The organism is Agrococcus jejuensis (assembly GCF_900099705.1).
GTDB lineage: Bacteria > Actinomycetota > Actinomycetes > Actinomycetales > Microbacteriaceae > Agrococcus > Agrococcus jejuensis.
This window is the reverse complement of sequence record NZ_LT629695.1, coordinates 1788738-1813144: the sequence shown is the minus strand read 5'-3', so window position 1 is coordinate 1813144 and position 24407 is coordinate 1788738. Positions and strand designations below refer to the sequence as shown.

Genomic DNA, 24407 nt, shown 5'->3' with positions numbered 1-24407 from the left:
GCTCAGTCGCGCGGAGGCGTGCGGAGCGAGTCGACGAACGCGATCTTCTCGATGACGGGGCCGGGCAGCACGAACGGGTAGAGATCGCGACGGCCGAGCGACCGATTCACGACGTTCATGGCCGTGGCAAAGGGCAGCCAGGTCTCGACGATCAGCTCCTTCGCCGACGCATGCATCGGCAACGGTGCGAGCCCGAACGCATCCGCGGTCTCCAACGAGTCGTGGATGTGGAGCAGATGCGCGAACGACTCCGCGAAGTCCTCGTACGGGTGCATCGTGGCGTACGCGCTGAGGAACCGGTCCTGCCACCCGGCGGGCGGGCCCTCGCGGTAGTGGCGATCGATCTCGCCCTGATAGTCCGCGCGCTCGTCGCCGAAGAGCGCCCTGGCCTCGTCGATCCGGTCGGTGCCCTCGACGAGCCGCCACTCGACGTAGTGCCCGCTCTCGTGCCGGAAGTGCCCGAGCATGGTGCGGTACGGCTCGGCGAGCTGTCGTCGCACGCGCTCGCGGTGGCTGTCGTCGCCCTCCGCGAGGTCGATCGTGACGATCCCGTCGGCGTGGCCGATCGTGACGTCGGCGCGCACGCTCGACAGCAGGTCGAAGCGCAACGGCTGGCCGTCGTCCCCGTCGACGGGGAAGCCGAGGCGGTGGAGGTCGCGGAGCAGGTGGCGCTTCGCCTCCTCGGCCAGCGGCCACAGTCGCAGCCCCTCCTCGTCGTCGTCATCCGGTCGAGTGCGCGTGCGTGCGCAGGACTCGCAGAGCGCATCGGGCTCGGCAGCCCAGTTGCACCGCACGAGGTCGGCGTTCGCGCATCGACCGGGCCAGGCGTCTCCGGACTGCGCGGGCGCGAGCATGGCGTCGCCCTGCAGGTCGTAGAGCAGCGTCGTGCGACAGCGCTCGCAGCGGATGGAGTCGAAGAAGACCTCGTTGGCGCAGGCCGGGCAGGTGAGGCGACGCATCGGGATGACTCCTGTCTCGCGGCTGCGCGCGCCGGGCGGCGGCGCGTGGCCACTGCGAGGCTAGGCAGCGGCGAGCGACGACGGCGACGGTTGACAGCGACCGCTCCGACTGCGATGCGGCGCCGTGAAGATGATTCAGCGACCTCTACCACCTCGACCGCCACGTCGGGCCCGATGATTCGGTGCCGTACGCTCGAACGAATGGGAACGCTGACGTATGGCGGGTCGACCGCCTACGAGATCGACGACCGCACGTTGGCGCATCTCGAGGCCGTGATCGTGACGAAGCTGCGCCGCCGGGAATACCTCACCCTGGGGTGGGCGATCGAGGCGCACGAGGGCAGCGGACGCGTGCACCTCTCGCTGCACGAGGCCGTGCCGCTCGAGTTCGCGTACCGGCACGCCGAGCGGCACCGCCTCAACCGCATCTGGATCGAGGCGATCATGGAGCAGGCGAACTCCGCGCAGGGCGTCATGCTCATGACCGAGGACGAGGCGATGCAGGCGGCGGACCACGCCACCGCGGACGACGCGGACGCATCGAGCTGAGGTGCACGACATGGCGACGCACGACCTGAGCATCGGCGCACGGGTGCGCAGCACGATCGACCTCGGCGGCATCGTGCGCCCCTTCATCCAGGCGGGCGAGCCCGGACGGATCGAGGCGCTCGACGACGAGGGCGGCTACGTCGTGCGCTTCGACGCGTGCCACCGATCGATGGGCGTGCACGCGGACGAGGTCGCGCGTGCGGAGGAGCCGGCGCGGCGCTGAGGCCCGTGACCGCGCGCGGCGCGCGCGGTCGATCCGCTCAGCGGCGACCGAGGCGGCGCTCGCCGCCGCTGCCGGTGACGTACGGCAGGCCGTAGTGCGCGTAGACCTCGGGCTCGAGCGCTGCCTCGAGCTCGCCGTCGGTGTCGATCGATGGCGCGTCCTTCACGAGCTTCTTGTCGTGCACGACGTTGAGGTGCTTCGGCGTGACGGTCGCGCCGTCGAGCGGCACGAAGCGCAGCCGGTAGCGGCCGAGGATGCCGGTGCGCACCGCAGCGAACGCCGGGGTCTCGGTCGCGGTGTCGAAGTAGATGCTCTCGAGCGGACCGATGGTGTCGCCGGAGGGATCGACGACGTTCGACCCGATCCAGTCGCGGATGCTTGCAGCCTCGAACATGCTGTCCTCTCGTGCGCCGACGATCGTGCGCTCGGCTCACCGTCCCACGCGCAGGGGGTCGTGCGGTGCGGCTTGCGCTGCGAGCGCGTCGGACCTAGGGCAGCGCGCCGTCGACGTCGCCGAGCACGATCGTGCGCAGGTGCCGTGCGAAGCCGCTCGGCGCGCGGCCCTCGGCGCGGCCCGAGGTGCGCACCGAGGCCCGGGCGGTCGGCACGACCCGTCGGCGGGCATCCACCAGCGCGGCGACGAGCGACACGTCCTCGTGCGCCGCGAGCGGCGGGAACCCGCCGACGGCCCGGTAGGCGTCGAGGCGGACGCCGAGGTTCGCCCCGTGGATGCGGTCGCCCTGCTGCGAGCGCGCGTGCCAGCGGGCGAGCGCTGCGGCGCTCTCGTGGCCGGGCGGCAGGTGCACGAGGCCCAGCACGACGTCGGCCCCGCGGTCGGCGTGCCCGAGGTGCACGGCGAGCCAGTCTGCGGGCACCACGCTGTCGGCGTCGGTCGACGCGATCCACACCGCGGCGGGATCGGTGCCGTGGCCGTCGTCGCCCGCGGCGTCGACGCCGACGTGGCGCGCGACGCCGACGCGTGCGGCATCCGTCACGACGACGTCGACGCGCTCGTGCGCAGCGGCGAGGGCGGCGGTGTCGTCGCGGCACGCGTCGGCCACGACGACGCAGCGCGTCCGTACGCCGAGCGCCTCGACGGTCGCTCGCGCGATCGCGATCGCCGCGAGGCACCGATCGATGCGCTCCGCCTCGTCACGGGCCGGCACGACGATGCGCACCTCGCGGATCCTCGTCATCGGTCCGCCTCGGGCATCGCCACGCGGGAGGCGCGCAGCTCGATGCGCACGTCGGCGTCGGCGTACGACGCTGCGCGTGGCGGGGTCGCCGGACCGTCGAAGGCTCGATGCACGGCGTCGGCGTCGAGGGGCCAGCCGCGCACCGCGTGCCGCCAGTGGCACAGCACGACGGCGCCGTCGGCGGCGAGGCTGTCGCGCACGCGGTCGACGAGCGCGTCGAGCGCCGCCGGCGACAGGAAGTACCCCACCTCCGACAGCACCACGAGGTCGAAGCGACCCTCGGGCCACGCGTCGGGCGCCTGCCCGTGCAGCAGGCGCACCGGCAGCCCCGCCGTGCGTGCGGCGGCTCGCTCGAGCGCCGCCGCCGACGCGTCGATCGCGACCACCTCGTCAGCCCGCTCGGCGAGCGCGGCGGTCGTGACGCCCGTCGAGCACCCCACCTCGAGCACACGGCCCAGCCGCTCCTGCGGCAGCATCGCGAGCAGCAGGGCGCGCTTGCGCCGCTCGTACCAGCGGTCGTCGGCGCCCCACGGCTCCGCACGCTCGGCGTGCAGCCGATCGAGACGATCGTCGACGATCCGCGGTGCGATGACGTAGCGCTCGACGCCGTCGCGGAAGCGCTCGAGCACGTGCTCGCCGAGCAGCACCTCGTCGCCCGGCTCGTCGGACAGCGGATGCACCTGGCTCGCGTGGGCGTCGATCGCCCGCCGCTTCGCCGTCCGCTCGTGCTCGTCGAGCGCGAGGTGCACGACCTGCACGCCCGAGAGCGCGGATGGCTCGCTCGCGTGGAGCAGCCAGATCGGGTACTCGAGCAGGCGCGCATCCGTGCGCACCGCTGCGATCGCGGCGGCACGGCCGGCGGCCTCGTGGTCGGGGTGGCCGTCGCCGCGATGGGGCGCGACGAGCAGCGCGTCGCGGCCATCGCCCACGAGCTCGACGATCGCGGTCACGACGTCGTCCTCATGCGCGGCGACCTCGCCATCGGGGATGCCGAGATGCACGAGCCGCTCGTGGTCGATCCCGAGCGTCGCGGCCGCGACCACCGACTCGCGTCGCCGACGCTCCCCGAGCGCCGCGCGCGAGTGCGTCGGCGAGCGCGGATGCGAAGCGTCGCCGTCGGTGACCAGCAGCACGGTCGTCGGCACGCCCGCTGCGGCGCACCGCGCGAGCAGGCCGCCCGCGCCGAGCGACTCGTCGTCGGGATGCGCGGCCACCACCACGACCCGCTCGGCCGTCGCGACGTCGATCTCGGGGCCGACGGCATCCGCCCACCGCTCGACGGGCGTGCCCGCCTCGGCGTGGTGGAAGGTCATCAGGGCGCCTCGTCGAGCAGGGCGCGGCCCAGCGCGGCATCGTCGCGCTCGGCATGGTGCTGCCGCACGTACACGCGCAGGTCGTCGACCCGCTGCGCGTGCTCGACGTCCATCGCGAGCGGCGCCGGCCCCATCGCGTGGTCGGCGCAGCGCACGACGTCGTCGACGACGGCTGCGACGATGCCGCGCACGCGCAGCGCGAGCACGGCGGGGTCGACCATCTGCCGCGCCGAGTCCGCGTGCGCCGCCGCCTCCGCGAGCGCGGCGCGCCCCGCTGCGAGCCCTCGGTCCACCCGGCCGAGCATCGCGAGCGCCAGCTGGTCGGGCTCGCGTCGCCGGCTCGCCGCGAGCATGGTGCGAGCGATGCCCGTCGCGCCGCCCAGCCAGACCGCCGCGACGCCGATGCCGCCCCAGGCGAAGCCCGGCCGCTCGAGGTACCAGCCGGGCGCACCCACCGCGATGCCGGGCACCCGCTCGAGGCGGATGGGGACGCTCGGCACGTCGGCGAGGCCGTGCGATGCCCACGCGTCGGCACGCTCGACCGCGACGCCGCCGTGCCGCAGCGGGATCGAGAACAGCCCGCGGTCGGCGCCGGCGACGGCCGTCACGAGCGCCCGATCGAGCCTGCCGGCGAGCGAGCACCAGGGCTTCGACCCCGACAGCGACCAGTCGGCACCCGAGCGCACGGCCGAGAGCCGATGCCCCGGCCCCTCGGCCGCGAACACGCCCCACCGGGCGTCGGCCGGCGGGGCCATCCCGGCCTCGTGCAGGATCGCGAGCGCGTCGAGATGCGGCTCGATCGTGCGCGCGACCCCGAGGTCGATCGAGGCGATCGACGCGAGCGCCGACCACAGCGTCGCGGTGGCGCCCTCGCCCGGATGCGGCAGAGCCGCCGCGACCTCCGGGGCGACGTCCAGCGCGCCCGCGATCCGCTCGTCGTGCGCCACCGCCTGCCGAGCGAGCCGAGCGGCGACCGCCACGGACGACCCCTCCGCGCCCGTGAGCAGCACCGTCGGCTCCGGCTCGTCGCCCGCCGCGAGCGGGCGTGCGGAGGCGGAGGTCATGTCGCGACGCTAGCCACGGCTCGGCCGGACGCGTGCCCCCTTGCGCGATGCTGCACGGAGTGGGAGGCGGGGCCCGACCGACCGACGCGCACCGTCGCACCATCCGCCCAGCATCCGCAAGGCCGCGCGCCGCACCCGCCGAGGTACCTAGCGTCGAGTGCATGGCTGACCAGTACACGTTCGCAGACCCGACCACGCTCTACGCCGACATCGACACGAAGGCCATCTCGCAGGACGGCTCCGGCCTCGACTCCGAGATGCGCGACCGCGCCGACCTCGGCGAGCAGACCTACCGCGGCACCGGTCGCCTCGAGGGCCGCAAGGCGCTCGTCACGGGCGGCGACTCCGGCATCGGCGCGGCGACCGCCATCGCGTTCGCGCGCGAGGGCGCCGACGTCGCCATCTCGTACCTGCCCGAGGAGGAGTCCGACGCGCAGCGCATCGTCGCCCTCATCGAGGAGGCAGGCAGGAAGGCCGTCGCGCTGCCCGGCGACATCACCGACCGCGAGACGAGCCGCACCGCGATCGACGAGACCGTCGCGCAGCTCGGTGGCATCGACATCCTCGTCGCCAACGCCGGCCGGCAGCAGTACGTGAACGAGATCGCCGACCTCACCGATGAGTCGTTCGACGAGACGTTCAAGACCAACGTCTACCCGCTGTTCTGGATGGTGAAGGACGCCGTGCCGCACATGCCGCCGGGTTCGACGATCATCGCGACGTCGTCGATCCAGGCGTACTCGCCGTCGTCGCACCTCGTCGACTACGCCTCGACGAAGGCGACGCAGAACGCGATGTGCAAGGCGCTCGCGCAGCAGCTCGCGCCCAAGGGCATCCGCGTGAACGTCGTCGCCCCGGGACCCATCTGGACGCCGCTGCAGACCGCGGGCGGCCAGCCGACGGATGCGCTGCCGGACTTCGGCGAGCAGACGCCGCTCGGCCGCGCCGGCCAGCCTGCAGAGCTCGCGCCCGCGTACGTCTTCCTCGCCTCGCCCGAGTCGAGCTACGTCGTCGGCGAGACCCTCAACGTCAACGGCGGGATGCCCACGCCGTGACCTTCGCGTGGCAGGTGGGCTCCGGCCCGCGCTGGCAGGACGGCGAGCCCGTCGACGCCCCGGTGGACGGCCGGGACGCCGACGGCTACGCCGACCTGCGCACCTACGCCACGATCGGCGACGGTCGCACGGTCGCGCTCGTGTCGCGCGGCGGCAGCATCGACTGGCTGCCGCTGCCGTCGCTCGACTCGCCGCCGCCGTTCGCGGCGCTGCTCGACGCGCCGACCGGCGGCGCCATCCACCTGGCTCCCGTCGAGGAGCACACCTCGAGCCGCCGCTACGTCGACGGCGGCAACGTGCTCGAGACCACGTTCACGACCGCGTCGGGCGTCGTGAAGGTCACGGACTCGCTCAACACCGGCCAAGCCGGCCGGCTGCCGTGGTGCGAGCTCGCCCGTCGCATCGACGGCGTCTCGGGTCGCGTGCGGCTGCGCGGCGAGATCGCGCCCGGCACGCTGCTCGGCGCCGCATCCCCATGGGCGAGCGACACGGTGCACGGCACGGTGCTGCGCGTCGACGGGCTCACGCTCGCGCCGCGCACGCTGCACGACTCGGGCGTCGACGTCGAGGAGCGCCGGGTCGTCGCCTGGTACGAGACCTCCCAGGGGTCGCGGCACCTGCTCGGGCTCGTCGCGACCGACGAGGAGCCCCTGCCGCTGCCGTCGCCCGAGGCGATGGATGCGGGCGTCGACCGCACGATCGAGACCTGGGTGCGCTGGACACGCTCGTGCGACTACGACGGCCCGTGGAGCACGGCGGTCGCACGCAGCGCGCTCGTGCTGAAGCAGCTCATCCACGCCCCCTCCGGCGGCATCGCGGCGGCCGCCACCACGTCGCTGCCGGAGTCCCGCACCGAGCCGAAGGGCTGGGACTACCGCTTCTCGTGGGTGCGCGACACCGCGTACTCGCTGTCGGTGCTGCTGCAGCTCGGCGTGCTCGAGGAGGTGCACGCGGCGATGTCGCACATGCTGCGCGTGCTGCGAGCGCAGCCCGACGCGACGTCGGTGCTGCACGCGCTCGACGGCAGCGATCCGGGCTCGGAGGTGACCGAGCACGACGTGCCCGGATGGCGCGGCGCGCAGCCCGTCGTGACCGGCAATCGCGCCACGGGGCAGCTGCAGCTCGGCGTCTACGGCGACCTCTTCAGCATCGTGCAGCTGTACGTCGACGCCGGCAACGTGCTCGATGCGCCCACCGGCCGCCTCATGACCGAGATCGCCGACCTCGCCGCCGACCGGTGGCGGTCGAAGGATGCGGGCATGTGGGAGCTGCCCGACGAGCAGCACTACACGTCGTCGAAGCTCGGATGCTGGCAGGCGCTGCAGCACGCGGCGCACCTCGCGGACGTCGGGCAGATCCCGGGCGACGCCGATCGCTGGCGCTTCGAGGCCAACGCGATCCGCGAGTGGGTCGACGAGCACTGCTGGTCGGAGACGCACGGCGCGTACGTCTGGTACCCGGGATCCGAGCGGCTCGACGCGTCGATCCTGCTGCACGCGATCAGCGGCTTCGACCGCGGCGAGCGCATGCGGTCGACGCTCGACGCCATCGAGCGCGACCTGACCTTCGATGGCCACGTCGTGCGCTGGTCGGGCGCCGAGCAGGAGGAGGAGTCGTTCGTCGCCTGCTCGTTCTGGATGGTCGCCGCCCGCGCGCTCTGCGGTCAGGTCGACGTCGCGCGCGAGCGCATGGACCACCTCGTCGCGACCGTGCCGAACGACGTCGGCATCATGGCCGAGATGGTCGAGCCCTCGACGGGCGCCTTCGCCGGCAACCTGCCGCAGGCGCTCAGCCACCTCGCGCTCGTGAACGCGGCCCTCACCATCCGGTCCGTCGAGCGCGGCGATCTCGACGGCGCCGAGGCGTAGCGCGCATGCCGTCGCTCGCCGCCCGGGTCGCCGCGTCGCCGGGCGCGGCCGGTCGTGGCATCGCCGCCGCCGTCACGCCCGACCGGCTCGTGCTCGCCGGCAAGGCGGCCCTCGCCGCGATGATCGCCTGGCTCGCCGCGCGCCTGCTGCCCGGCTTCCTCGACGACTACGCGTACTACGCGCCCTTCGGCGCCGTCGTCGCGATGATGCCGTCGGCCGTCGACTCGCTGCGCACGAGCCTCTACACGTTCCTCGGCCTCGGCCTCGGCGGCGGACTCGCCGTGCTCGCCTACCTCTCGGCGCTGCCGGCGCTCGCCACGGTGCCGATCGTCATCGTGGTCGCGGTGCTCGTCGCCGGTCTCATGCCCATCGGCCCCGGCCGCGACTACGTGCCCGTCGCGGCGATCTTCGTGCTCATGTCGAGCGGCGGCGATCCCGAGATGTTCGGCACCGCCTACGTCGCGCTCACCGCGATGGGACTCGTCATCGGCACCGTCGTGCACCTCGCGATCCTGCCGCCGCTGCGCACCCTGCCCCTCGAGCGTCGCCTCGCGACGCTGCGCGCGGCCGCGGCGTCGCTGCTCGACGACGTGGCCGCCCAGCTCGAGGATGCCGAGCAGCCCGCCGTGTCGCTCGAGGAGCGCGCCGCCGGGCTGCAGCGCGCGGTCGACGACGCGCAGTCGGCACTCACGGATGCGCAGCGCACGCGCCGCGCCAACGTGCGTGCGATCGGCGGCAGGCATACGCTCTCGATGAGCACCGTCCACATGGGTGAGCTGCGGGCGACGGTGCGCGAGCTCGTGGCGCTCGCATCCGTCGTGTCCGACGAGCGCACGACCGTCGCCGTGCCCGACGACCTGCCCGCCGAGACGCGTGCATCCCTGGCGGAGGCGCTCCGCGACCTCGCCCGCGCCGTCGACGACCACGGCGGCTCCGACGCGATCGTCGACACGTGCGCGCGTGCTGCCGAGGCGCTGCGCGCCTGGGATGCGCCGTCGACCGCGGCCGACGCCGCTGCCGGCGCGCTCGCCCACCACCTCGTGGCGCTCGAGCAGCGCATCCACGGACGCCCTGCGGAGGACGCCTGACGGATCACGGCACGGGTCGACCGCCCGTGACGCCGATGACCGCGGCCGACGTGTACGTCGCCTCCTCCGACGCGAGGTAGACGTAGGCGCCCGCGAGCTCCGACGGCTGGCCAGCGCGACCGAACGGGGTGTCGTGCCCGAACTCGGCCATCTTCTCGTCGGGGAAGCCGGTCGCGGGGATGAGCGGCGTCCAGATCGGGCCCGGCGCCACGGCGTTCACGCGGATGCCGCGCGGCCCGAGCTCCTCGGCCAGCGCCTCGACGAACGCGCGCTGCGCCGACTTCGTCATCGCGTAGTCGATGAGCCCCGCCGAGGGGTCTGCGGACTGCACCGACGACGTCACGATGATCGAGCCGCCGCTGGGCAGATGCGGCACCGCCTCGCGGGCGAGCACGAGCATCGCCGTGAGGTTCGTGGTGAAGACGCGCTGCGCGCCCTCCCACGTCACGCCCTCGATGCCGCCGCGCTCGCGCTGATGGCCCGCGTTCGACACGAGCACGTCGAGCCCGCCGAGCGCATCGACGGTCTGCGCCACGGCGTCGATGCACGCCTGCTCGTCGCGGAGGTCGAGCGCGAACGCGACGCCCGTCTGCCCCGCGTCCTCGATCTGGGCGAGCGTCGCCGCCGCATCCTCCGCCTCCTCGGGCAGGTGCACGATCGCGACGTCGGCACCTTCGCGCGCGTAGGCGATCGCGACGGCGCGGCCGATGCCGGAGTCGCCGCCCGTGATGAGCGCGCGGCGGCCCACGAGCCGGCCACGGCCGATCCAGCTCGTCTCGCCGTGGTCGGGCGCCGGATCCATCGGTGCCGTGAGGCCCGGCTGGCTCGGCTGCTGCTGCACGGGGAAGTCGGTCGGATGCTGCTCAGTCACGATCATCGCCTCCTGACGGGGTCGGGTGGCCCAGACGATCAGGGATGCGGCGCTGACGGGACCCCCTTGCGCCGCGTGGGAGGCCGGGCGACCTAGGCTCGGCCAGGGGCGAGGAGGTGACCGTGCGGGTCGATGAGGCGCTGCGGCTGCTCGCGCAGCCGGGTGTCGTGGGCGACGAGCTGCCTGCGCCGCTGGCGGACGTGCTGTGGGAGGCGCAGCTGGGCCGGGTCGAGCGGTGGCCGCAGCAGGGTCGCGTCGCGGTGCTGCTCGACGACCTGTGGGCGGCCATCCCCGATGCGAGCTCGGCGGTGCTCGTCGTCGACGGCGTGACGTCGGTCGAGATCCCGCCGGACGCGACGCCGTTCGTCGGCAGCCGCATGCACTTCATGATCGGCGTCGCGACTGTGCACGGCAACGGCTCCGGCGTCGTGGTCACGCTCGGCGCGATGGCGGACGCCCGCGACGTCCGCATCGACGGCGCCCGCGCGCTGCTCGTCACGCTCGCCGATCGCACGGGGCGCGACGACGCGGCACCATCCACGATCGAAGACCTGCAGGGCTACCTCGACTGGTCGCTCGACCTCGACCGCGAGGTCGACGTGCTCGGCTGGTACGAGGTGCGGCCCGAGCGCTGAGCGCCCAGCCGGGCAGCGCGCGGTCAGATACCGAGCAGTGCGGGCAGCGCGCGCATCGACGCGAACGTCGCGGATGCTCCCGCGGCACGCAGCCCGTCGACGTCCGCGCCGTCGGGCGCGTACGCGAAGACCGTCGCGCCGGCGGCGACGCCCGCGGTCGTGCCGGCGATCGTGTCCTCGACGACCGCGCACCGGCGAGGGTCGACCCCGAGCTCGGCGGCCGCCGCCAGGTACACGTCGGGGGCCGGCTTGCTGCGCGCCTGCTCCTGCCCCGACAGCACGTGGCCGCCGAACCGGTCGAGGATGCCCAGCATCGACAGCTGCATCTCGATCTTCGGTCGGTCCGCGCCGGAGGCGCACGCGACGGCCCCCGGGTAGGCGGCCACGACGGCGTCGAGCGCCTCGATGGCCCCCGGGATCGGCTCGACCCCGCTCGCCTGCAGCGCCACGTCGCGCCGCGCACGGAACTCGTCGATCCACGACACGTCCAGCGTCGCGCCGGTCTGCGCCATGATCGCCGGCAGCTCGTCCTCGAGCACGCGACCCACGAAGCGCCGCATCGACTCCTCCGGCGTCAGCACCCATCCGAGCTCTGCGAGCATCGCGCGGAGCACGCCGTTCACGACCGGCTCGGAGTCGACGAGCACGCCGTCGCAGTCGAACAGCACGGCGTCGAACCGGCGAGCGGGAACGTCCACCGCGCGTCAGGCGACGCCGTCGATGCCGAACAGCACCTCGAGCGCGTCGAGGTAGTCGGCGTGGCGGCCCTCGGCCGCGAGGTCGCGTGCGCGCACGCTCGGCTGGTGCAGCAGCACGCCCGCGAAGTGACGCAGCGCCTGCTCCGCGGCCAGCTGCTCCGCCTCGGTGCCGCGGCGGCGCACGCGCGTCAGCTCTGCCTCCAGCGCATCCGTCACGTGCTGGCGCAGGGCCGCGACGGCCGGGCCGAGCCGCTGCTCCTCGCCGACGCGCTGGTATGTCTTCGCCGCCTTCTGCACGAGCGCGCGAGCGTCGTCGGTGGCGGTGAGGTGCTCGAGGGGCGCGTGGATGCGGATGGTCTCGAGGTCGAGCAGCTCGACGCCGTGCACGCGCGACACGTCGGGGGCGACGTTGCGCGGCAGGCCCATGTCGATGACGAGCTGGCTCGAACGGCCGTGCTCGACAGGGCACGACGTGCCCGTGACCTGCACGGCGACGGGGCAGACAGCCGGCTCGACGCGCATGGGCTCGTCGCCCGAGAACGGGAACGACGAGGTGCCGAACGGGCTCTGCACCGGGAAGGCGCGGCTGCCGACCGCGACGAGGCGCGGGTGGCCGTCGGGCATGCCGTCGTAGGCGTGGGTGGCGGCGAGCGCGCGGCGTCCCGACGCGATCATCGCGGCGTCGATGACGTGCTCGCTCGACGTCGTGCACGTCACGACCACGTCGGCGCCCGCGAGCGCGAGCGGCGCATCCCGCCCGTCGACATTGCCGATGCCGTGGCTCTGCGCGAAGCGCTCGCCGCGACCCGACGGGCTCCACACCTCGACCTGCTGCACGCCGCGGTCGCGCAGCGCCGCGAGCGACGCGGCGGCGAAGCGGCCCGTGCCGACGAGCAGCACGCGTGCGTTCGACCAGTCGTGGATGCGGTCGCTCGCGAGGTCGAGCGCGAGGCGCACGATCGACCGGCCCTGCTCGCCGAGGCCCGTGCGGCGCTTCACGCCGCGCTGCGTCTCGATGGAGCGCTGGAAGAGCCGCTCGAGGTCGCTCGTCGTCGTGCCGGCGTCCTGCGCGTTGCCGAGCGCGCGGCGCACCTGGCCCGCGATCTCGCCCTCGCCCACCACGACGGACTCGAGTCCGGCGGCGACGGCGAAGAGGTGCTCGGCGGCGTGCGCGTCGTACAGCGCCTCGACGTGCTCGACCTCGCCGGGGGCGCCGGCCTTCGTCAGCGCGGCGTCGAGCGCATTGCGCGCAGCCCCGTCCGCCTGCTCGGCGGACACGTCGAGGTACGCCTCGAAGCGGTTGCAGGTGGACACGACGATCGCACCATCCACGCCCTCGGACGAGGCGAGGAGGGTAGGCAGCATCGTCGCGTCGGCAGCGGCGAGGCGCTCGAGGACGTCGAAGTCGGCGTTCCGGTGGCTCGCCGTGAGGCAGATGAGCACGCACCCATCGTACCGGCCTCTGGATGCGGTGTGGTGCGCGCACGGAGTGCTCGAGAGAGGAGGGGCATGCGCGCATTGCAGATGCCGTCCCTCACAGGAGCACTTCGCGCGGATCCATCCCGAATCCGACGCGATCCCGGCACGCGATGGACCAGCGTCGGCCACAGTCCCGGCCATGATCGATCCCCTCATCCGCCAGCACGGTGTCCTCACCGTCGCCCAGCTCGAACGCCTCGGCCTCGATCGCGCGAGCCGTGAGGCCGCGGTGCGCGCAGGCGCCCTGCTGCGAGTTCGGCCCGGTTGGTACGCGCGTGCCGATGCGAGCCCGACGGTGGTCGCCGCCGTCAAGGCCGGCGGCTGCGTCTCGTGCGCCAGCGCGCTGCGGCTTCGAGGGGCATGGGTCCCGGCCGCGCTGGACCGGACGCACGTGCGACGTGCACGACGGAGCGACGGCATCAGGCCGCCGCGCGACTGCCGTCCGCATGGCCCCCTCCCTCCGGTCACGAGTGCCATCGACGACCTCGAGACGGCCTTCCGGTGCCTGCTGCGCTGCGGATCGATCGAGGACGTCGTGGTCGTCGCCGACTCGCTGCTGCATCGCAGACTCGCCACCCGTGACGAGCTGAACTCGTGGATGCGCGGTGCGCCGTCTCGGATCCGAGCGCTGCTCGACGAGGTGGACGTCGCGGAGTCCGGGACGGAGAGCATGACGCGCTTCCGTCTCCGCCGGCGCAACGTCCGCGTGCGGACGCAGGTCTGGATCGGGCGGCGACGCGTCGACATGGTCGTCGGCGATCTGCTCGTCATCGAGTGCGACAGCGATGAGCATCACGGCAGCTGGCAGGCGCACTCGGCGGACCGAGAGCGCGATCGCATCCTCGTGGCAGACGGATACGTCGTCGTGCGCCTCACCTACCGGCAGATCGTCGACGATTGGCCGACCGTCGAGCGAGACCTGCTCGCGATCATCCGCCGCGGCGCCCACCGTCGTCCTCGGCGCACGAAGTGCTCGTGAGCGGGCATGCATGCGCAGAGTGCACGTGCCTGTCGCCTCCGAAGCACTTCGCGCGGGATGACCCCGCACGAAGTCGCCAATCACCGCAAGAGTTGGCCAATCGACGACGCCGGACGCGACGAAGCCCCCGACCGCAAGGGGTCGGGGGCTTCGTGCGAGTCGCTACTTCTTGTCGTCGCCGAAGACGTTCTTCGCGGCGTCCTTCACGTTCTCGCCCGCCTGCTTCGTGTTGGCCTTGGCCTGATCGGCCTGGCCCTCCGCCTGCAGACGCTCGTTGTCGGTGGCGTCGCCGAAGGCCTCCTTGGCCTTGCCGCCCAGCTCTTCGGCCTTGTTCGAGATCTTGTCTCCGAGTCCCATGGGCTCCTCCTTCTCCTCTTGCGATCGAGGTCTCCCTCGCGTGGTCTGCCTCCCACGGTGCCGCCCGTGCCTGTGCATCGCCACGGGTTGCGCGATGAGGTCGTCGATGCAACGTCGGACGACGGTCGCCGAGCCGACCGCGCGCCCTACCGCTCCGAGTCACCGCTGACAAGCGCTCAGCGACGTCGTCCGAGATCGGCTCAAGATCTTCGTGACGAATCCGCTCGACGTGACGTCTCACTGACGAAGCACCCCACGATCACGACAGGAAGGCAGCCATCATGGCCACCACCACCCCCACCGCAGGCACCCCGAAGACCACGGTCGCCACGTCGACGACCGGCATCACCGGCACCACGACCGTCGTCGACCCCGTCGTCGCGAAGATCGCGGGCATCGCTGCCCGCGAGGTCCCCGGCGTCTACGCGCTCGGCGGTGGCGCAGCGCGCATCGTCGGCAACATCCGCGACGCCATCGGCCAGACCGACCTGGGTCAGGGCGTGCGCGTCGAGGTCGGCGAGACGCAGGTCGCCGCCGACGTGACGATCGTCGTGCACTACCCCGAGCGACTGCAGGTCGTGGCCGAGGGCGTGCGCACCGCCGTCGCTCGCGCGATCACCGAGCTCATCGGCATGGACGTCGCCGAGATCAACGTCACCGTCTCCGACGTGCACATCCCGGGCACCGAGGATGACGCCGTCGAGGAGACCCGCGTCGCATGAACGGCTACACGCTGGGCGCGCTCGCCGGCCTGATCCTCGCCTTCTTCGGCCTGGCATTCGGCATCGGCGGATTCCTCATCGCCCTCCTGCTCGGTGCGATCGGCGCCATCGTCGGAGGCGTCGTCTCCGGCCGACTCAACCTCCGCGCGGCGGTCGACGCCGCCCAGGGCCGGAGCCGAGGATGACCATCCCCGGACGCATCTCGATCGAGCCGCGAGCGATCCGGTCCGTGGTCGAGGCCGCGACCGCCGAGACGTTCGACGCGCCGACCAAGGGCGTCCGGGCGAAGGTGCACGCCGACGGCGGACGGCTCGAGCTCGAGATCGCGACGCCGTACGGCGGCGCCGAGCCCCTGCTCGGTGCCGCCACCAGTGGCCGCGACGCCGTCTCCGCTCGCGCGAGCGAGCTGACGGGAGCCCGATTCGACCGGGTGCGGCTGCGCATCACCTCCCTGACCGACATCGACGACCGTAGGAGGGTCTCGTGAGCTGGATGCGCCGCTACGAGCGGCGCGAGCTGCATCGCTCGCGCTCGCTCTCGTCGTCCCTGGCGCTGATCGTCTCTGCGATCGTGCTGGTGTGCGGATCGCTCGTGGCGATCCTCGGACCGCTCGGCCTGCTCCCCTCGGGGATCACGGGCGAGGGCGTCGGCACCTTCCTCGTCTCGGCGGGTGCCGCGAGCATCGGCACCGGCGTCGGCGTCATGGTCGTGGGCCTCGTGTGGCTCGTGCTCGGCCTGTCGGCCGGGCGACGGAGCCGACGCGCCCTCGAACGGGACGGCGTCGTGCTCATCGTCGACGACTCGACGTTCGCCAGCGCGCTGTCGGGCACCGCCGCGAGGGCGGCACGCGTCGGCTCCGGCGCTGCGAGCACCGTGCTCGGTCGCCGCCGCGCGGCGACGACCCTGCGCCCCGACGCCGGCTTCGAGGCCGACGTCGACGCCGCACGCGCTGCGGCCACCAGCACCATCGATGCGCTGCGGCCCAAGCGGGGCCTCCGCGCCGACGTGAAGGCGAGCATCTCGTGACCACCACGAACCGCGGATGGAACCGCATCGTGCTCGTGCTGCTGGGCATCGTCTGGCTCGGCGCCGGCGCAGGCCTCCTGGCCCGCCAGCTCTGGCCCGACCAGGTCGTGCAGGCATGGGAGGCGGCACCGCAGGCCGCCGCCGACGGCTGGGCATCGCTCACCGCGCAGCTCGGACTCGAGGTCGGTGCGCTCGACCCGACCGCGCTCTCCACCGTGGCCCTCGTGGCCGCAACCGTGCTCGTGCTCGTGTGGGCCATCGTCCACGCCGCCACGCGGGGCAGGGGGCGCACCCACGACGCCGTCGAGCAGGATGACGTCGTCATCGATGCGGGCGCGGTCGAGGACGTCTACCGCCACGCGCTCGGCGCCCACCCCGACGTCCTGCACGTCAAGGTCACCTCGTGGCGCCACCGCGGCGCGAACGCCTGGCGCGCCAGCGTCGACGTGCGCGACCACGCTCGTCTCGACGAGGTCGCCGACCGCGCCGCAGCGGCCGCGACCGCCACGCGACAGCGCATCGGCATCGACGCGCCCGTCGTCGTGCACCTCACGAGCAGCATCCGCGCGTCGGTGTCGAAGACGGCTCGCGCCGCATAGACCCACCGCGATGCCGGCATCCGTCGGCATCCACCATCACCACCACCGAAGGAGGAGTCATGGGACTCGGAGACAAGATCGCGAACAAGGCCGAGGAGCTGGGCGGCAAGGCCAAGGAGGCCGTCGGCAACGCGACCGACGACGACCGCCTCGCTGCGGAGGGCCAGAAGGAGCAGGCCGCCGCCAAGGCCAAGCAGGCCGGCGAGCACGTCAAGGACGCCGCCAAGGACGTCTTCGGCGACAAGAGGTAGCGGCCGACCACGGTCGCAGCGACGGCCGCGGCGCACGCCCCGCAGGCGAGCCCCGCGGCCGTCGTCATCCGCACCCCGTGTCGCGAGAGGAGCTCCGACCATGCGAGGGACCACTCGTCGTCGCAGCATCCCGACGCGCTACGTCGCCGCGGCCGTCGGTGCCGTGCTCGTGCTCGGCAACGCACTGCTCGTGCTCGGCCCCGTGCTGGGGCTCGTCGGCACCGCCGCCGGCGTCGGCCCGGTGCTCCAGCTGCCGTACGGCGCCATCGCCGTCGCGATCGTCGTGGGCTTCCTCGTGGCCGTCGGCTGCGTGCTGCTCGCCGCGATCTCCCGACGACCACGGCTCTGCTGGATCCTCGTGGTCGCGGCATGGATCGCATCGCTCATCGGCTCGACCTGGCCCATCGTGGCCACGGCGGGCGCAGCGGTCGATCGCGTCGGCGACGTCATCCCGTTCATCGCCGAGCTCATCGGCATGGTCGTCTGACCGACGACCCACCTCTCGAAGGAGACTCACCATGCGCAGCACCCTGCTCCTGGTCGTCGGCGCCGTCGCCGTCGGCTTCGTCCTCGGCACGCGGTCGACACGACCGGTCGTGCGCGAGTCCACCCCGCGCCGCGCGCTGCGGCGCGTCACGCGACGCCGCTGATCGTAAGCGTGCACGATGTCGACGACCCGAGGCCACGATCGGCTGGGCGTCGACGCCCGAACCGCCTCGGCGATCCGACGATGGACGCCGACGAACGACGAGAGGAGGCCGCGATGCGGCTCGAGGAAGCGCCTGACGCGCTGCTCGCGCAACGATCCGCCGATGGCGACGACCGCGCCTTCGCCGTGCTCGTGCGCCGGTACGCCCCCGCCTTGCGAGGCTTCGCGTCGCGCTACCTCGGCTCGACCCTCGAGGCCGACGACGTCGTGCAGGAGGCGCTCGTGAACGCGTGGCGCCGCATGGGCGAGCTGCGGGACCCTGCGCAGGTGCGCTCGTGGCTCATGGCGTCGGTGGCGCGGCGTGCGACCGACGTCATCCGCACGCGCGCGCGCCGACGCACGGACGGCGGCATCGAGGAGCGCGAGATCGAGGACGGCCGCGACGGCCCGGAGCGCACCCTCGAGCGCCGCGAGGCGACTCGTGCGCTGGGTCGCGCCGTCGAGGCGCTGCCCGAGGAGCAGCGCGACGTGTGGATCCTGCGACAGCTCGCTGGGCTGTCGTACGAGGAGATCGCGGCACGGACGGGGTCGACACCCGCGACCGTGCGCGGCAGGCTTGCGCGAGCGCGGCAGAGCGTGCTCGCCACGATGGAGCAGTGGAGGTGACCATGCACGAGGACCCGACGCCCCGCGACGACGCTCGCGCAGCACCCGATGGACCGGACGACGCATCCTCGGCGACGACCGAGGCGACCACCGACGACGTGGTCGCCCAGGTCGAGGCAGAGGTCGCGGCGCAGGATGCGGTGGAGGCCCGCGCGGCCGAGCACGACGAGCTCGTCGCCGCGGTCACGCCCGATGAGACGACCGAGGTCGACGCCGTGTCGGTGGAGGTCGACGCCGACGCGGTCTCGGACGGCGAGACGGACGCGGACGAGTCCGAGGCGCCCGAGACGATCGGCGGCACCGGTCACACGCTCGAGGAGCTCTCGGCCTACTTCGACCGCGGTCGGACGCCGAGGATCGCGGCGCTCGAGCACGACGCGGAGGCGCGGGCGCTGCTCGACTCGATGGAGCGGCTCGACCGTCTCAGCACGACGATGGCGAACGAGGATGCCGCCGCAGCGGGCGATCTCGACGAGCAGTGGCTCGACGGGCTGCTCGGCGTCATCCGGTCGGAGGTCCGCGCTGGACGCGACCTGCCGATCGAGGATCCCGACGAGCGCACCTCGACGACGATCACCGAGGGTGCGCTGCGCGAGATCGCACGCACCGCGGGCGACGGCGTCGACGGCGTTCTGGTCGGGCGCGTCCACCTGCGCGAGGCCGACGGCGTGCTCGACGTGCGCATCTCGATCGGCGTGCGCTTCGGCAACGCGCTCGTGCCGACCGCCGAGGCCGTGCGCCTCGCAGTGCATCACGCGCTGCTGACGCACGCGCCGATGGCCGTGGGCACGATCGACGTCGTGGTCGACGACGTGCTGATGGGAGCGACACGATGACCGATCCCACCCAGGTCGCCCGACTCGTCGACGTCGCCGTGGCGACGGTCGGCGGCGTCGCAGACGTCTACGTCGCCGCGCCGGCGATCGCCCAGGTCGTGGAGGCCGGCAGGCGCGACGTGCTCGCGCACGTCACGCCGTTCCCGCAAGCGATCCGCGTGGCGATCGGCGTGCACGAGTCGGCCGACGTGCGTGCCGTGACGCGCGCCGCCGCCGCCGCGGTGCGCGCGGTGCTGCCCGACGACTGGTCGGATGCGCGACTCACGGTGCAGGTGCGCCGCATCGAGCGCGACTGACGCTGACGCTCGTTCGCGTTTCGCAGGCGATCAGGGGTGGCCGAGGGAAGATGCCCCTCTGACCCCCGTGATCGCCTGCGATACGCACAGGATCCGGCGCCGAGGGCGGGTGGGAGGATGGAGGCACGATGACGACGCTGCCGCAGCACCACCCGCTCCACTCGACGACCGCCGACTCCAGGCTCATCCGGGCCTACCGCGGCGACCGGCCCGAGGTGACGCCCGTGTGGTTCATGCGGCAGGCGGGCCGCTCGCTGCCCGAGTACCGCGAGCTGCGCACGGGCACCGACATGCTCGACTCGTGCCTCGACCCGGCGCTGTCGAGCGAGATCACGCTGCAGCCCATCCGCCGTCACGGCGTCGACGCGGCGATCTTCTTCTCGGACATCATGGTGCCGCTGCTGCTCGCCGGCGTCGACGTGCGCATCGAGTCGGGCGTCGGCCCCGTCATCGGCACGCCCATCCAGACGCCCGAGGCCGTCGAGCGGCTCGTCGCGACCGACCCGGCCGTGCTCGACGAGGCGCTCGAGCCGGTGCGCGAGGGCGTGCGCCGCACCGTCGCGGGCCTCGCCGAGATCGGCGACGGCTCGACGCCGCTCATCGGCTTCGCCGGCGCCCCCTTCACGCTCGCCGCCTACCTCGTCGCCGGCCGCCCTTCGAAGGACCACCTCGCGGCCCGCACGCTCATGCGCGCGCATCCCGTCGCGTGGGCGCGCCTCACCGACTGGTGCGCCGACGTCACCGGCCGCTTCGTGCGCGCGCAGGTGGATGCAGGCGCCTCGGCCGCGCAGCTGTTCGACTCGTGGGCGGGCTCGCTGCCGCTCGACGCGTACGTGCAGCACGTCGCGCCCGCGTCGTCGCGTGCGCTCGACCACGTGCGCGGGCTCACGGCATCCGACGGCCGACCGCTGCCGCTCGTGCACTTCGGCGTCGGCGCGATGGAGCTGTACGGCGCCATGCAGCTGGGCGTGGATGCGATCGGCGTCGACTGGCGCACGCCGCTCGACGTCGCGCACGCGCGCATGGGTGGCGACGTGACGGTGCAGGGCAACCTCGACCCGGCGCTGCTCGGCGCCCCGTGGGAGACCATCGCGGCGGCGATCGACGAGGTGCTGCGTCAGGGCTCGGCGGCGCGCGCGCACGTCTTCAACCTCGGCCACGGCGTGCCGCCCGAGACCGACCCGACCGTGCTGACGCGCATCGTCGAGCACGTGCACGCGGCATGAGCGAGCCGACGGTGCCCGAGGGGGCGGACGCGGAGGCACCCGAGCCCGAGGCGCCGCAGCACGAGGTGATCGTCGTCGGCGCTGGCGTCGCCGGGCTCGTCACGGCCGACGCGCTCGCGCGCCGGGGCTACGACGTGCTCGTGCTCGAGGCGCAGGGCCGCGTCGGCGGCATCGTCTCGCGGCACGACCTCGACGGCATCGCGCTCGACGCGGGCGCCGAGTCGTTCGCGGTGCGCGGCGGCGCCGTCGCCGAGCTCGCGGAGCAGGTGGGCCTGGGCGACGACCTCGTCGACCCCGAGCCGGGCGGCGCGTGGCTGCGCCTCGCCGACCGCTCGGTGCCGCTGCCGAAGCGCACGATGCTCGGCATCCCGTCGGTGCCGCTCGCCGAGGACGTCATCGCCGTGCTCGGCTGGCGCGGCGCCCTGCGCGCCTACCTCGACCGCCTCATGCCCGTGCTCAAGGTCGGCAAGGACGACCGCCTCGGCCCGCTCGTCGAGCGCCGCATGGGTAAGGCCGTGCTCGAGCGCCTCGTCGCGCCCATCTCGGGCGGCGTCTACTCGTCGAACGCGCGCGACCTCGACGTCGCCGTCGTCGCGCCGGGCCTCAACGAGGCCATGACGCGCGCCGGCTCGCTGTCGGGCGGCGTCGCGCTGCGCATCGGCGACGGCGCGCGCCCCGGCTCGGCCGTGCGCGGCATCCGCGGCGGCATGCACCGCCTGCCCGAGGCGCTGCGCGCCGAGGTCGAGCGGCGCGCGACGATCGTGACGGATGCGACGGTCGACCACGTCGAGCGCACCGAGCTCGGATGGGCGGTGCAGGCGGGCGAGCGGCGCTGGACGTCGTCGGCGCTCGTCCTCGCGACGCCCGGCGCCCCCGCGGCGACGCTGCTCGCGAGCGCGGGCATCCCGGTCGAGGCCGCGCCGGCGACGACCGTCGAGCTCGTGACGCTCGTGCTGCCGCCCCTCGTCGGCGCCCCGGCGGGCTCGGGTGCGCTCGTCGCCGAGGACGCCGGCATCGCCGCGAAGGCCCTCACGCACGCGACCGCGAAGTGGGGCTGGCTCGCCGAGGATGCGGGCGAGCGCGCCGTCGTGCGCGTCTCGTACGGCCGAGCCGGCCAGGCGCCCGCGACCGCCGACCTCAGCGACGCCGACGCCATCGCGCTCGCACGGCGCGACGCATCCGCGATCCTCGGCATCGCCGTGCCCGAGCCCATCGCGGCCGACAGGGTGCGGTGGGAGCAGGCGCAGCCGTCGTCGTCGGTCGGCGCTCGCGCGCTGCAGCGACGCGTGCGGGATGCGGTCGCCGACGAGCCGACGCTCGAGGTCGTGGGCGCGTGGATCGCGGGCACGGGCCTCGCGCAGGTCGTGCCGGACGCGAAGGAGGCTGCGCTGCGCATCCGCCGCGAGCGATTCGGCCCGCAGGAGCAGGAGGACGAGCCCGACGCCGTCAGCGACGACGCCGACGCCTGACTCGCGTCAGCGCGCCTCGCGCTCGATGGCCATGGCCACGCGATCGAGGAAGCCGACCACGAGCAGGCGCGACCGGGTCGAGAGCTCCTCGACGAGCTCCTGCACGTGCGCCTCGAGCGGGTCGACCGCGAGCGCGGCATCCGTGGGCATGATGACCTTGCGGCGGCGGTCGGTCGGGTGCGGCAGCGTCTCGATGAGGCCGGCCTTCACGAGGCGGTCGACGAGCGACGTCACCGCCGACGTCGTGAGGCCGAGGTGCGTCGCGACGTCGGTGGGCGTGACGGGCTCGTCCTCGTAGCGCTCCACGATCAGCCGCAGCGCGGCGCCGTCGGACTCGCCGAGCCCCTGCATCGCCTGGCGACGACGCATCATGTGCGACTCGGCGGTGCGGAGTCGCGTGAGCGCCTGCACGACGTCGGTCTCGGGGCGACCGATGAGCGGATCGACGATGAAGTCCACGTCAGACCTCGCGCATCCAGATCGAGGGCACGAACGTCGTGCGGAACGCGAGCGCCACGGCCGACTGCGCGACGACGAGGTCGACGAACGCGCCGATGCCGGCCCCGAGGCCGTCGACGGCGAGATAGCGGTCGCCGACGTGGTGCACGAAGCCGGCGTGCATGGCGCGGCGCGGGCCGGGCTCCGCGGCCGCCCAGACGCCCGCCTCCGCGACCTCCCACACGAGCTCGTGCGCGTCGGCGGCGGGCGAGGGCGGGGTCGGAGGCTGAGGCTCCGTCAGGACTGCTGCAGGCATGATCATTAGTCAGACTAGCAACTAGCCGCCTGAGTAGCATGCCGAGTTGTCCACATGCCTCTTCGGTGAGTATCCTTCGACGATCGAACGAGCGATCCCTCGTGCGACTTCAGACCCATCCGGAGGCCAGCCGTGGAGCAGACGCGAACCGTCACGCCCGCGACCGAAGCGACGCACGGCGGCGCCGCGACGCCCCGCTCCTCGGAGTACTGGTACCCCGAGGGCCACACGCCGTCGGCCGTCGACGTGCTCAACCTGCTGCGCCGCTACCGCGCCGCCGAGACCGCGATGCGCGCCCGCACGCGCTCGTCGATGCACATGAACGAGACCGACCTGCTCGCGCTGCGCCACCTGCTGCGCTCGCAGCAGCGCGGCGAGCTCGTGCGCCAGCGCGATCTGTCGACGCTGCTCGACATCTCCTCCGCATCCGTCACGGCCCTCGTCGACCGCCTCGAGCGCTCCGGCCACGTCGCGCGGCAGCCGCATCCCACCGACCGACGATCCGTCATCGTCGTGCCGACCGCCGAGACCGACCGCGAGGTGCGCGAGACGCTCGGCGACATGCATCAGCGCATGATCGCCGTCGTCGACGGCATGAGCGACGAGCAGCTCGTCGCCGTCGGCACGTTCCTCGCGGGCATGGTCGAGGCCGTCGAGGAGTCGAGCACGTCCCCCGCCGGATCCGCACCGACCGCCTGACGCCGGTCGCGGCTCGCCGCGATGTGACCGCAGCACGTGGAACGCGAGAGGATGGACGGGTGAGCGACGACAAGATGGCACCGGTCGTGCCCATCGGCACGGCACCCATCGAGATCATCCGGCACCCCAGCGGCCGCGACCTGGAGGAGCCGCAGGGCTTCGCCACCTGGATCGTGCTGCGCCGCACGGAGTCGACCGGCACCGCCGGCAAGGAGTCGATCGAGGCGGCCGCCGCCGACCTCGGCGACGTGACGCTGCGCGGCATCTACGACCTGACGGGGTTCCGCGGCGACGCCGACCTCATGCTCTGGCTGCATGGCCCCGACGCCGCAGCGCTGCAGCACGCCGTGCGCCGCCTGCGCCGCACCGCCGAGCTCGCGGGCACCGAGCAGACGTGGGCCGCGATGGGCGTGCACCGCGACGCCGAGTTCAACAAGCGCCACGTGCCCGGCTTCCTGCGCGGCATCGAGCCCCGCGCCTGGGTGACCGTGTACCCGTTCAACCGCTCGTACGAGTGGTACCTGCTGCCCGCCGAGGATCGCGCGCGCATGCTCGCCGAGCACGGCCGCCGGGGCGCGGCCTACACGGGCGTCATCGCGAACACGGTCAGCGCGTTCGCGCTCGGCGACTGGGAGTGGATCCTGCCGCTCGAGTCCGACGACCTCGTCGAGCTCGTGGACATGATGCGCGACCTGCGCGCCGTCGAGGCACGCATGCACGTGCGCGACGAGATCCCGTTCTTCACGGGGCGCAGGATCGAGACGACCGACGTCATGGAGGTGCTGGCGTGAGCTGCTGCGGTGGAGGATGCTGCGGAGGCGGTGCTGCGGACACGCAGGACGTCTCGATCGAGTCGATGCCCAGCGTGATGCCGAGCGTC

General features: G+C 73.5%; 33 protein-coding genes. 22 read left to right on the top strand and 11 right to left on the bottom strand.

Annotation, left to right across the window (positions count from 1 at the left end; translation table 11 throughout):
* Nucleotides 1-2 precede the first annotated feature (2 nt).
* Nucleotides 3-959 carry a zinc-binding metallopeptidase family protein gene (locus tag BLQ67_RS08655; protein WP_092504249.1) on the bottom strand — a complete coding sequence of 319 codons (957 nt, stop codon included), beginning with the start codon at nucleotides 957-959 and terminating at the stop codon, nucleotides 3-5.
* A 201-nt stretch (nucleotides 960-1160) separates the two neighbouring features.
* Between BLQ67_RS08655 and BLQ67_RS08650 the strand changes: the two genes are divergently transcribed.
* Nucleotides 1161-1508: a DUF7882 family protein gene (locus BLQ67_RS08650; protein ID WP_092504247.1), complete on the top strand. Its 348-nt coding sequence runs from the start codon at nucleotides 1161-1163 to the stop codon at nucleotides 1506-1508.
* A gap of 10 nt (nucleotides 1509-1518) precedes the next feature.
* Nucleotides 1519-1731, top strand: a complete 213-nt coding sequence (locus BLQ67_RS08645; protein ID WP_157674740.1) for a hypothetical protein — start codon at nucleotides 1519-1521, stop codon at nucleotides 1729-1731.
* A 37-nt stretch (nucleotides 1732-1768) separates the two neighbouring features.
* Here BLQ67_RS08645 and BLQ67_RS08640 read toward each other — a convergent pair whose 3' ends face one another.
* From BLQ67_RS08640 to BLQ67_RS08625, 4 genes are all read right to left on the bottom strand, one after another.
* Nucleotides 1769-2125, bottom strand: a complete 357-nt coding sequence (locus tag BLQ67_RS08640; protein WP_092504244.1) for a PRC-barrel domain-containing protein — start codon at nucleotides 2123-2125, stop codon at nucleotides 1769-1771.
* Nucleotides 2126-2219: 94 nt separating this feature from the next.
* On the bottom strand, nucleotides 2220-2927 hold the full coding sequence (locus BLQ67_RS08635; protein ID WP_092504242.1) for a glycosyltransferase: 708 nt from the start codon (nucleotides 2925-2927) through the stop codon (nucleotides 2220-2222).
* A complete protein-coding gene (locus tag BLQ67_RS08630) occupies nucleotides 2924-4240 on the bottom strand; it encodes a bifunctional PIG-L family deacetylase/class I SAM-dependent methyltransferase (protein WP_092504240.1) in 1317 nt (438 codons plus the stop codon). The genes BLQ67_RS08635 and BLQ67_RS08630 overlap by 4 nt, the downstream gene beginning before the upstream one ends.
* Complete coding sequence (locus tag BLQ67_RS08625; protein WP_092504238.1) at nucleotides 4240-5304, bottom strand: acyl-CoA/acyl-ACP dehydrogenase; 1065 nt, start codon at nucleotides 5302-5304, stop codon at nucleotides 4240-4242. Before BLQ67_RS08625 ends, BLQ67_RS08630 begins: the two co-directional genes overlap by 1 nt.
* Before the next feature lie 161 nt (nucleotides 5305-5465).
* Here BLQ67_RS08625 and BLQ67_RS08620 point away from each other — a divergent pair, with 161 nt between their 5' ends.
* The 3 genes from BLQ67_RS08620 to BLQ67_RS08610 are packed head-to-tail and all read left to right on the top strand — an operon-like array spanning nucleotide 5466 to nucleotide 9315.
* Nucleotides 5466-6359 (top strand): SDR family oxidoreductase, encoded by an 894-nt coding sequence (locus BLQ67_RS08620; protein WP_092504236.1) that lies wholly within the window; start codon nucleotides 5466-5468, stop codon nucleotides 6357-6359.
* Nucleotides 6356-8227: a glycoside hydrolase family 15 protein gene (locus BLQ67_RS08615; protein ID WP_407922466.1), complete on the top strand. Its 1872-nt coding sequence runs from the start codon at nucleotides 6356-6358 to the stop codon at nucleotides 8225-8227. The genes BLQ67_RS08620 and BLQ67_RS08615 overlap by 4 nt, the downstream gene beginning before the upstream one ends.
* A 5-nt stretch (nucleotides 8228-8232) precedes the next feature.
* A complete protein-coding gene (locus BLQ67_RS08610) occupies nucleotides 8233-9315 on the top strand; it encodes an aromatic acid exporter family protein (protein WP_092504234.1) in 1083 nt (360 codons plus the stop codon).
* A 4-nt stretch (nucleotides 9316-9319) separates the two neighbouring features.
* Here the strand turns inward: BLQ67_RS08610 and BLQ67_RS08605 are convergent, their stop codons facing one another.
* On the bottom strand, nucleotides 9320-10192 hold the full coding sequence (locus tag BLQ67_RS08605; protein WP_092504232.1) for an SDR family oxidoreductase: 873 nt from the start codon (nucleotides 10190-10192) through the stop codon (nucleotides 9320-9322).
* Nucleotides 10193-10308: 116 nt separating this feature from the next.
* Between BLQ67_RS08605 and BLQ67_RS08600 the strand changes: the two genes are divergently transcribed.
* A complete protein-coding gene (locus BLQ67_RS08600) occupies nucleotides 10309-10821 on the top strand; it encodes a hypothetical protein (protein ID WP_157674739.1) in 513 nt (170 codons plus the stop codon).
* A 23-nt stretch (nucleotides 10822-10844) separates the two neighbouring features.
* Here the strand turns inward: BLQ67_RS08600 and BLQ67_RS08595 are convergent, their stop codons facing one another.
* Nucleotides 10845-11519 carry an HAD family hydrolase gene (locus tag BLQ67_RS08595; RefSeq protein ID WP_092504228.1) on the bottom strand — a complete coding sequence of 225 codons (675 nt, stop codon included), beginning with the start codon at nucleotides 11517-11519 and terminating at the stop codon, nucleotides 10845-10847.
* 6 nt (nucleotides 11520-11525) lie between these two features.
* On the bottom strand, nucleotides 11526-12962 hold the full coding sequence (locus BLQ67_RS16380) for a glutamyl-tRNA reductase (protein WP_157674738.1): 1437 nt from the start codon (nucleotides 12960-12962) through the stop codon (nucleotides 11526-11528).
* Between the two features lie 175 nt (nucleotides 12963-13137).
* Here BLQ67_RS16380 and BLQ67_RS16375 point away from each other — a divergent pair, with 175 nt between their 5' ends.
* Complete coding sequence (locus tag BLQ67_RS16375; RefSeq protein ID WP_157674737.1) at nucleotides 13138-13977, top strand: type IV toxin-antitoxin system AbiEi family antitoxin domain-containing protein; 840 nt, start codon at nucleotides 13138-13140, stop codon at nucleotides 13975-13977.
* 162 nt (nucleotides 13978-14139) lie between these two features.
* On the opposite strand, the gene BLQ67_RS08585 is transcribed toward BLQ67_RS16375, so the two are convergent.
* Nucleotides 14140-14334, bottom strand: coding sequence for a CsbD family protein (locus BLQ67_RS08585; RefSeq protein WP_092504225.1), 195 nt, complete (start codon nucleotides 14332-14334; stop codon nucleotides 14140-14142).
* Nucleotides 14335-14615: 281 nt separating this feature from the next.
* Between BLQ67_RS08585 and BLQ67_RS08580 the strand changes: the two genes are divergently transcribed.
* The 13 genes from BLQ67_RS08580 (at nucleotide 14616) to hemG (ending at nucleotide 22074) form a co-directional block, all read left to right on the top strand.
* Nucleotides 14616-15056: an Asp23/Gls24 family envelope stress response protein gene (locus BLQ67_RS08580; protein ID WP_092504223.1), complete on the top strand. Its 441-nt coding sequence runs from the start codon at nucleotides 14616-14618 to the stop codon at nucleotides 15054-15056.
* A complete protein-coding gene (locus tag BLQ67_RS08575; RefSeq protein WP_092504221.1) occupies nucleotides 15053-15241 on the top strand; it encodes a hypothetical protein in 189 nt (62 codons plus the stop codon). Before BLQ67_RS08580 ends, BLQ67_RS08575 begins: the two co-directional genes overlap by 4 nt.
* Nucleotides 15238-15543, top strand: a complete 306-nt coding sequence (locus BLQ67_RS08570) for a hypothetical protein (RefSeq protein ID WP_092504220.1) — start codon at nucleotides 15238-15240, stop codon at nucleotides 15541-15543. Before BLQ67_RS08575 ends, BLQ67_RS08570 begins: the two co-directional genes overlap by 4 nt.
* Nucleotides 15540-16082: a hypothetical protein gene (locus BLQ67_RS08565; protein ID WP_092504219.1), complete on the top strand. Its 543-nt coding sequence runs from the start codon at nucleotides 15540-15542 to the stop codon at nucleotides 16080-16082. The genes BLQ67_RS08570 and BLQ67_RS08565 overlap by 4 nt, the downstream gene beginning before the upstream one ends.
* A complete protein-coding gene (locus BLQ67_RS08560) occupies nucleotides 16079-16681 on the top strand; it encodes an Asp23/Gls24 family envelope stress response protein (protein ID WP_092504218.1) in 603 nt (200 codons plus the stop codon). The genes BLQ67_RS08565 and BLQ67_RS08560 overlap by 4 nt, the downstream gene beginning before the upstream one ends.
* 59 nt (nucleotides 16682-16740) lie before the next feature.
* The gene (locus BLQ67_RS08555) at nucleotides 16741-16932 is read left to right on the top strand and encodes a CsbD family protein (protein WP_092504217.1); all 192 of its coding nucleotides are present in this window, start codon (nucleotides 16741-16743) and stop codon (nucleotides 16930-16932) included.
* 100 nt (nucleotides 16933-17032) lie between these two features.
* Nucleotides 17033-17419 carry a hypothetical protein gene (locus BLQ67_RS08550; protein ID WP_092504215.1) on the top strand — a complete coding sequence of 129 codons (387 nt, stop codon included), beginning with the start codon at nucleotides 17033-17035 and terminating at the stop codon, nucleotides 17417-17419.
* 31 nt (nucleotides 17420-17450) lie between these two features.
* Nucleotides 17451-17582: a hypothetical protein gene (locus BLQ67_RS16960; RefSeq protein ID WP_269457079.1), complete on the top strand. Its 132-nt coding sequence runs from the start codon at nucleotides 17451-17453 to the stop codon at nucleotides 17580-17582.
* 113 nt (nucleotides 17583-17695) lie between these two features.
* Nucleotides 17696-18247 carry an RNA polymerase sigma factor gene (locus tag BLQ67_RS08545; RefSeq protein WP_092504214.1) on the top strand — a complete coding sequence of 184 codons (552 nt, stop codon included), beginning with the start codon at nucleotides 17696-17698 and terminating at the stop codon, nucleotides 18245-18247.
* A complete protein-coding gene (locus tag BLQ67_RS08540; RefSeq protein WP_157674736.1) occupies nucleotides 18244-19083 on the top strand; it encodes an Asp23/Gls24 family envelope stress response protein in 840 nt (279 codons plus the stop codon). The genes BLQ67_RS08545 and BLQ67_RS08540 overlap by 4 nt, the downstream gene beginning before the upstream one ends.
* Complete coding sequence (locus BLQ67_RS08535) at nucleotides 19080-19379, top strand: hypothetical protein (protein WP_092504210.1); 300 nt, start codon at nucleotides 19080-19082, stop codon at nucleotides 19377-19379. The genes BLQ67_RS08540 and BLQ67_RS08535 overlap by 4 nt, the downstream gene beginning before the upstream one ends.
* 128 nt (nucleotides 19380-19507) lie before the next feature.
* Entirely contained in the window at nucleotides 19508-20605 is a 1098-nt protein-coding gene (gene hemE / locus BLQ67_RS08530) for a uroporphyrinogen decarboxylase (RefSeq protein WP_092504208.1), read from the top strand.
* Complete coding sequence (gene hemG, locus BLQ67_RS08525) at nucleotides 20602-22074, top strand: protoporphyrinogen oxidase (protein WP_092504206.1); 1473 nt, start codon at nucleotides 20602-20604, stop codon at nucleotides 22072-22074. The genes hemE and hemG overlap by 4 nt, the downstream gene beginning before the upstream one ends.
* A gap of 6 nt (nucleotides 22075-22080) precedes the next feature.
* On the opposite strand, the gene BLQ67_RS08520 is transcribed toward hemG, so the two are convergent.
* Together BLQ67_RS08520 and BLQ67_RS08515 are read right to left on the bottom strand one after the other, a co-directional pair.
* Nucleotides 22081-22533 carry a MarR family winged helix-turn-helix transcriptional regulator gene (locus BLQ67_RS08520; RefSeq protein ID WP_092504204.1) on the bottom strand — a complete coding sequence of 151 codons (453 nt, stop codon included), beginning with the start codon at nucleotides 22531-22533 and terminating at the stop codon, nucleotides 22081-22083.
* A gap of 1 nt (nucleotide 22534) precedes the next feature.
* The gene (locus BLQ67_RS08515; RefSeq protein ID WP_157674735.1) at nucleotides 22535-22828 is read right to left on the bottom strand and encodes a hypothetical protein; all 294 of its coding nucleotides are present in this window, start codon (nucleotides 22826-22828) and stop codon (nucleotides 22535-22537) included.
* A gap of 132 nt (nucleotides 22829-22960) precedes the next feature.
* Here BLQ67_RS08515 and BLQ67_RS08510 point away from each other — a divergent pair, with 132 nt between their 5' ends.
* Both BLQ67_RS08510 and hemQ read left to right on the top strand, forming a co-directional pair.
* Nucleotides 22961-23527, top strand: a complete 567-nt coding sequence (locus tag BLQ67_RS08510; protein ID WP_407922465.1) for a MarR family winged helix-turn-helix transcriptional regulator — start codon at nucleotides 22961-22963, stop codon at nucleotides 23525-23527.
* A 59-nt stretch (nucleotides 23528-23586) separates the two neighbouring features.
* Nucleotides 23587-24318 carry a hydrogen peroxide-dependent heme synthase gene (hemQ, locus tag BLQ67_RS08505; RefSeq protein WP_231945001.1) on the top strand — a complete coding sequence of 244 codons (732 nt, stop codon included), beginning with the start codon at nucleotides 23587-23589 and terminating at the stop codon, nucleotides 24316-24318.
* The last annotated feature ends 89 nt before the right edge of the window (nucleotides 24319-24407 follow it).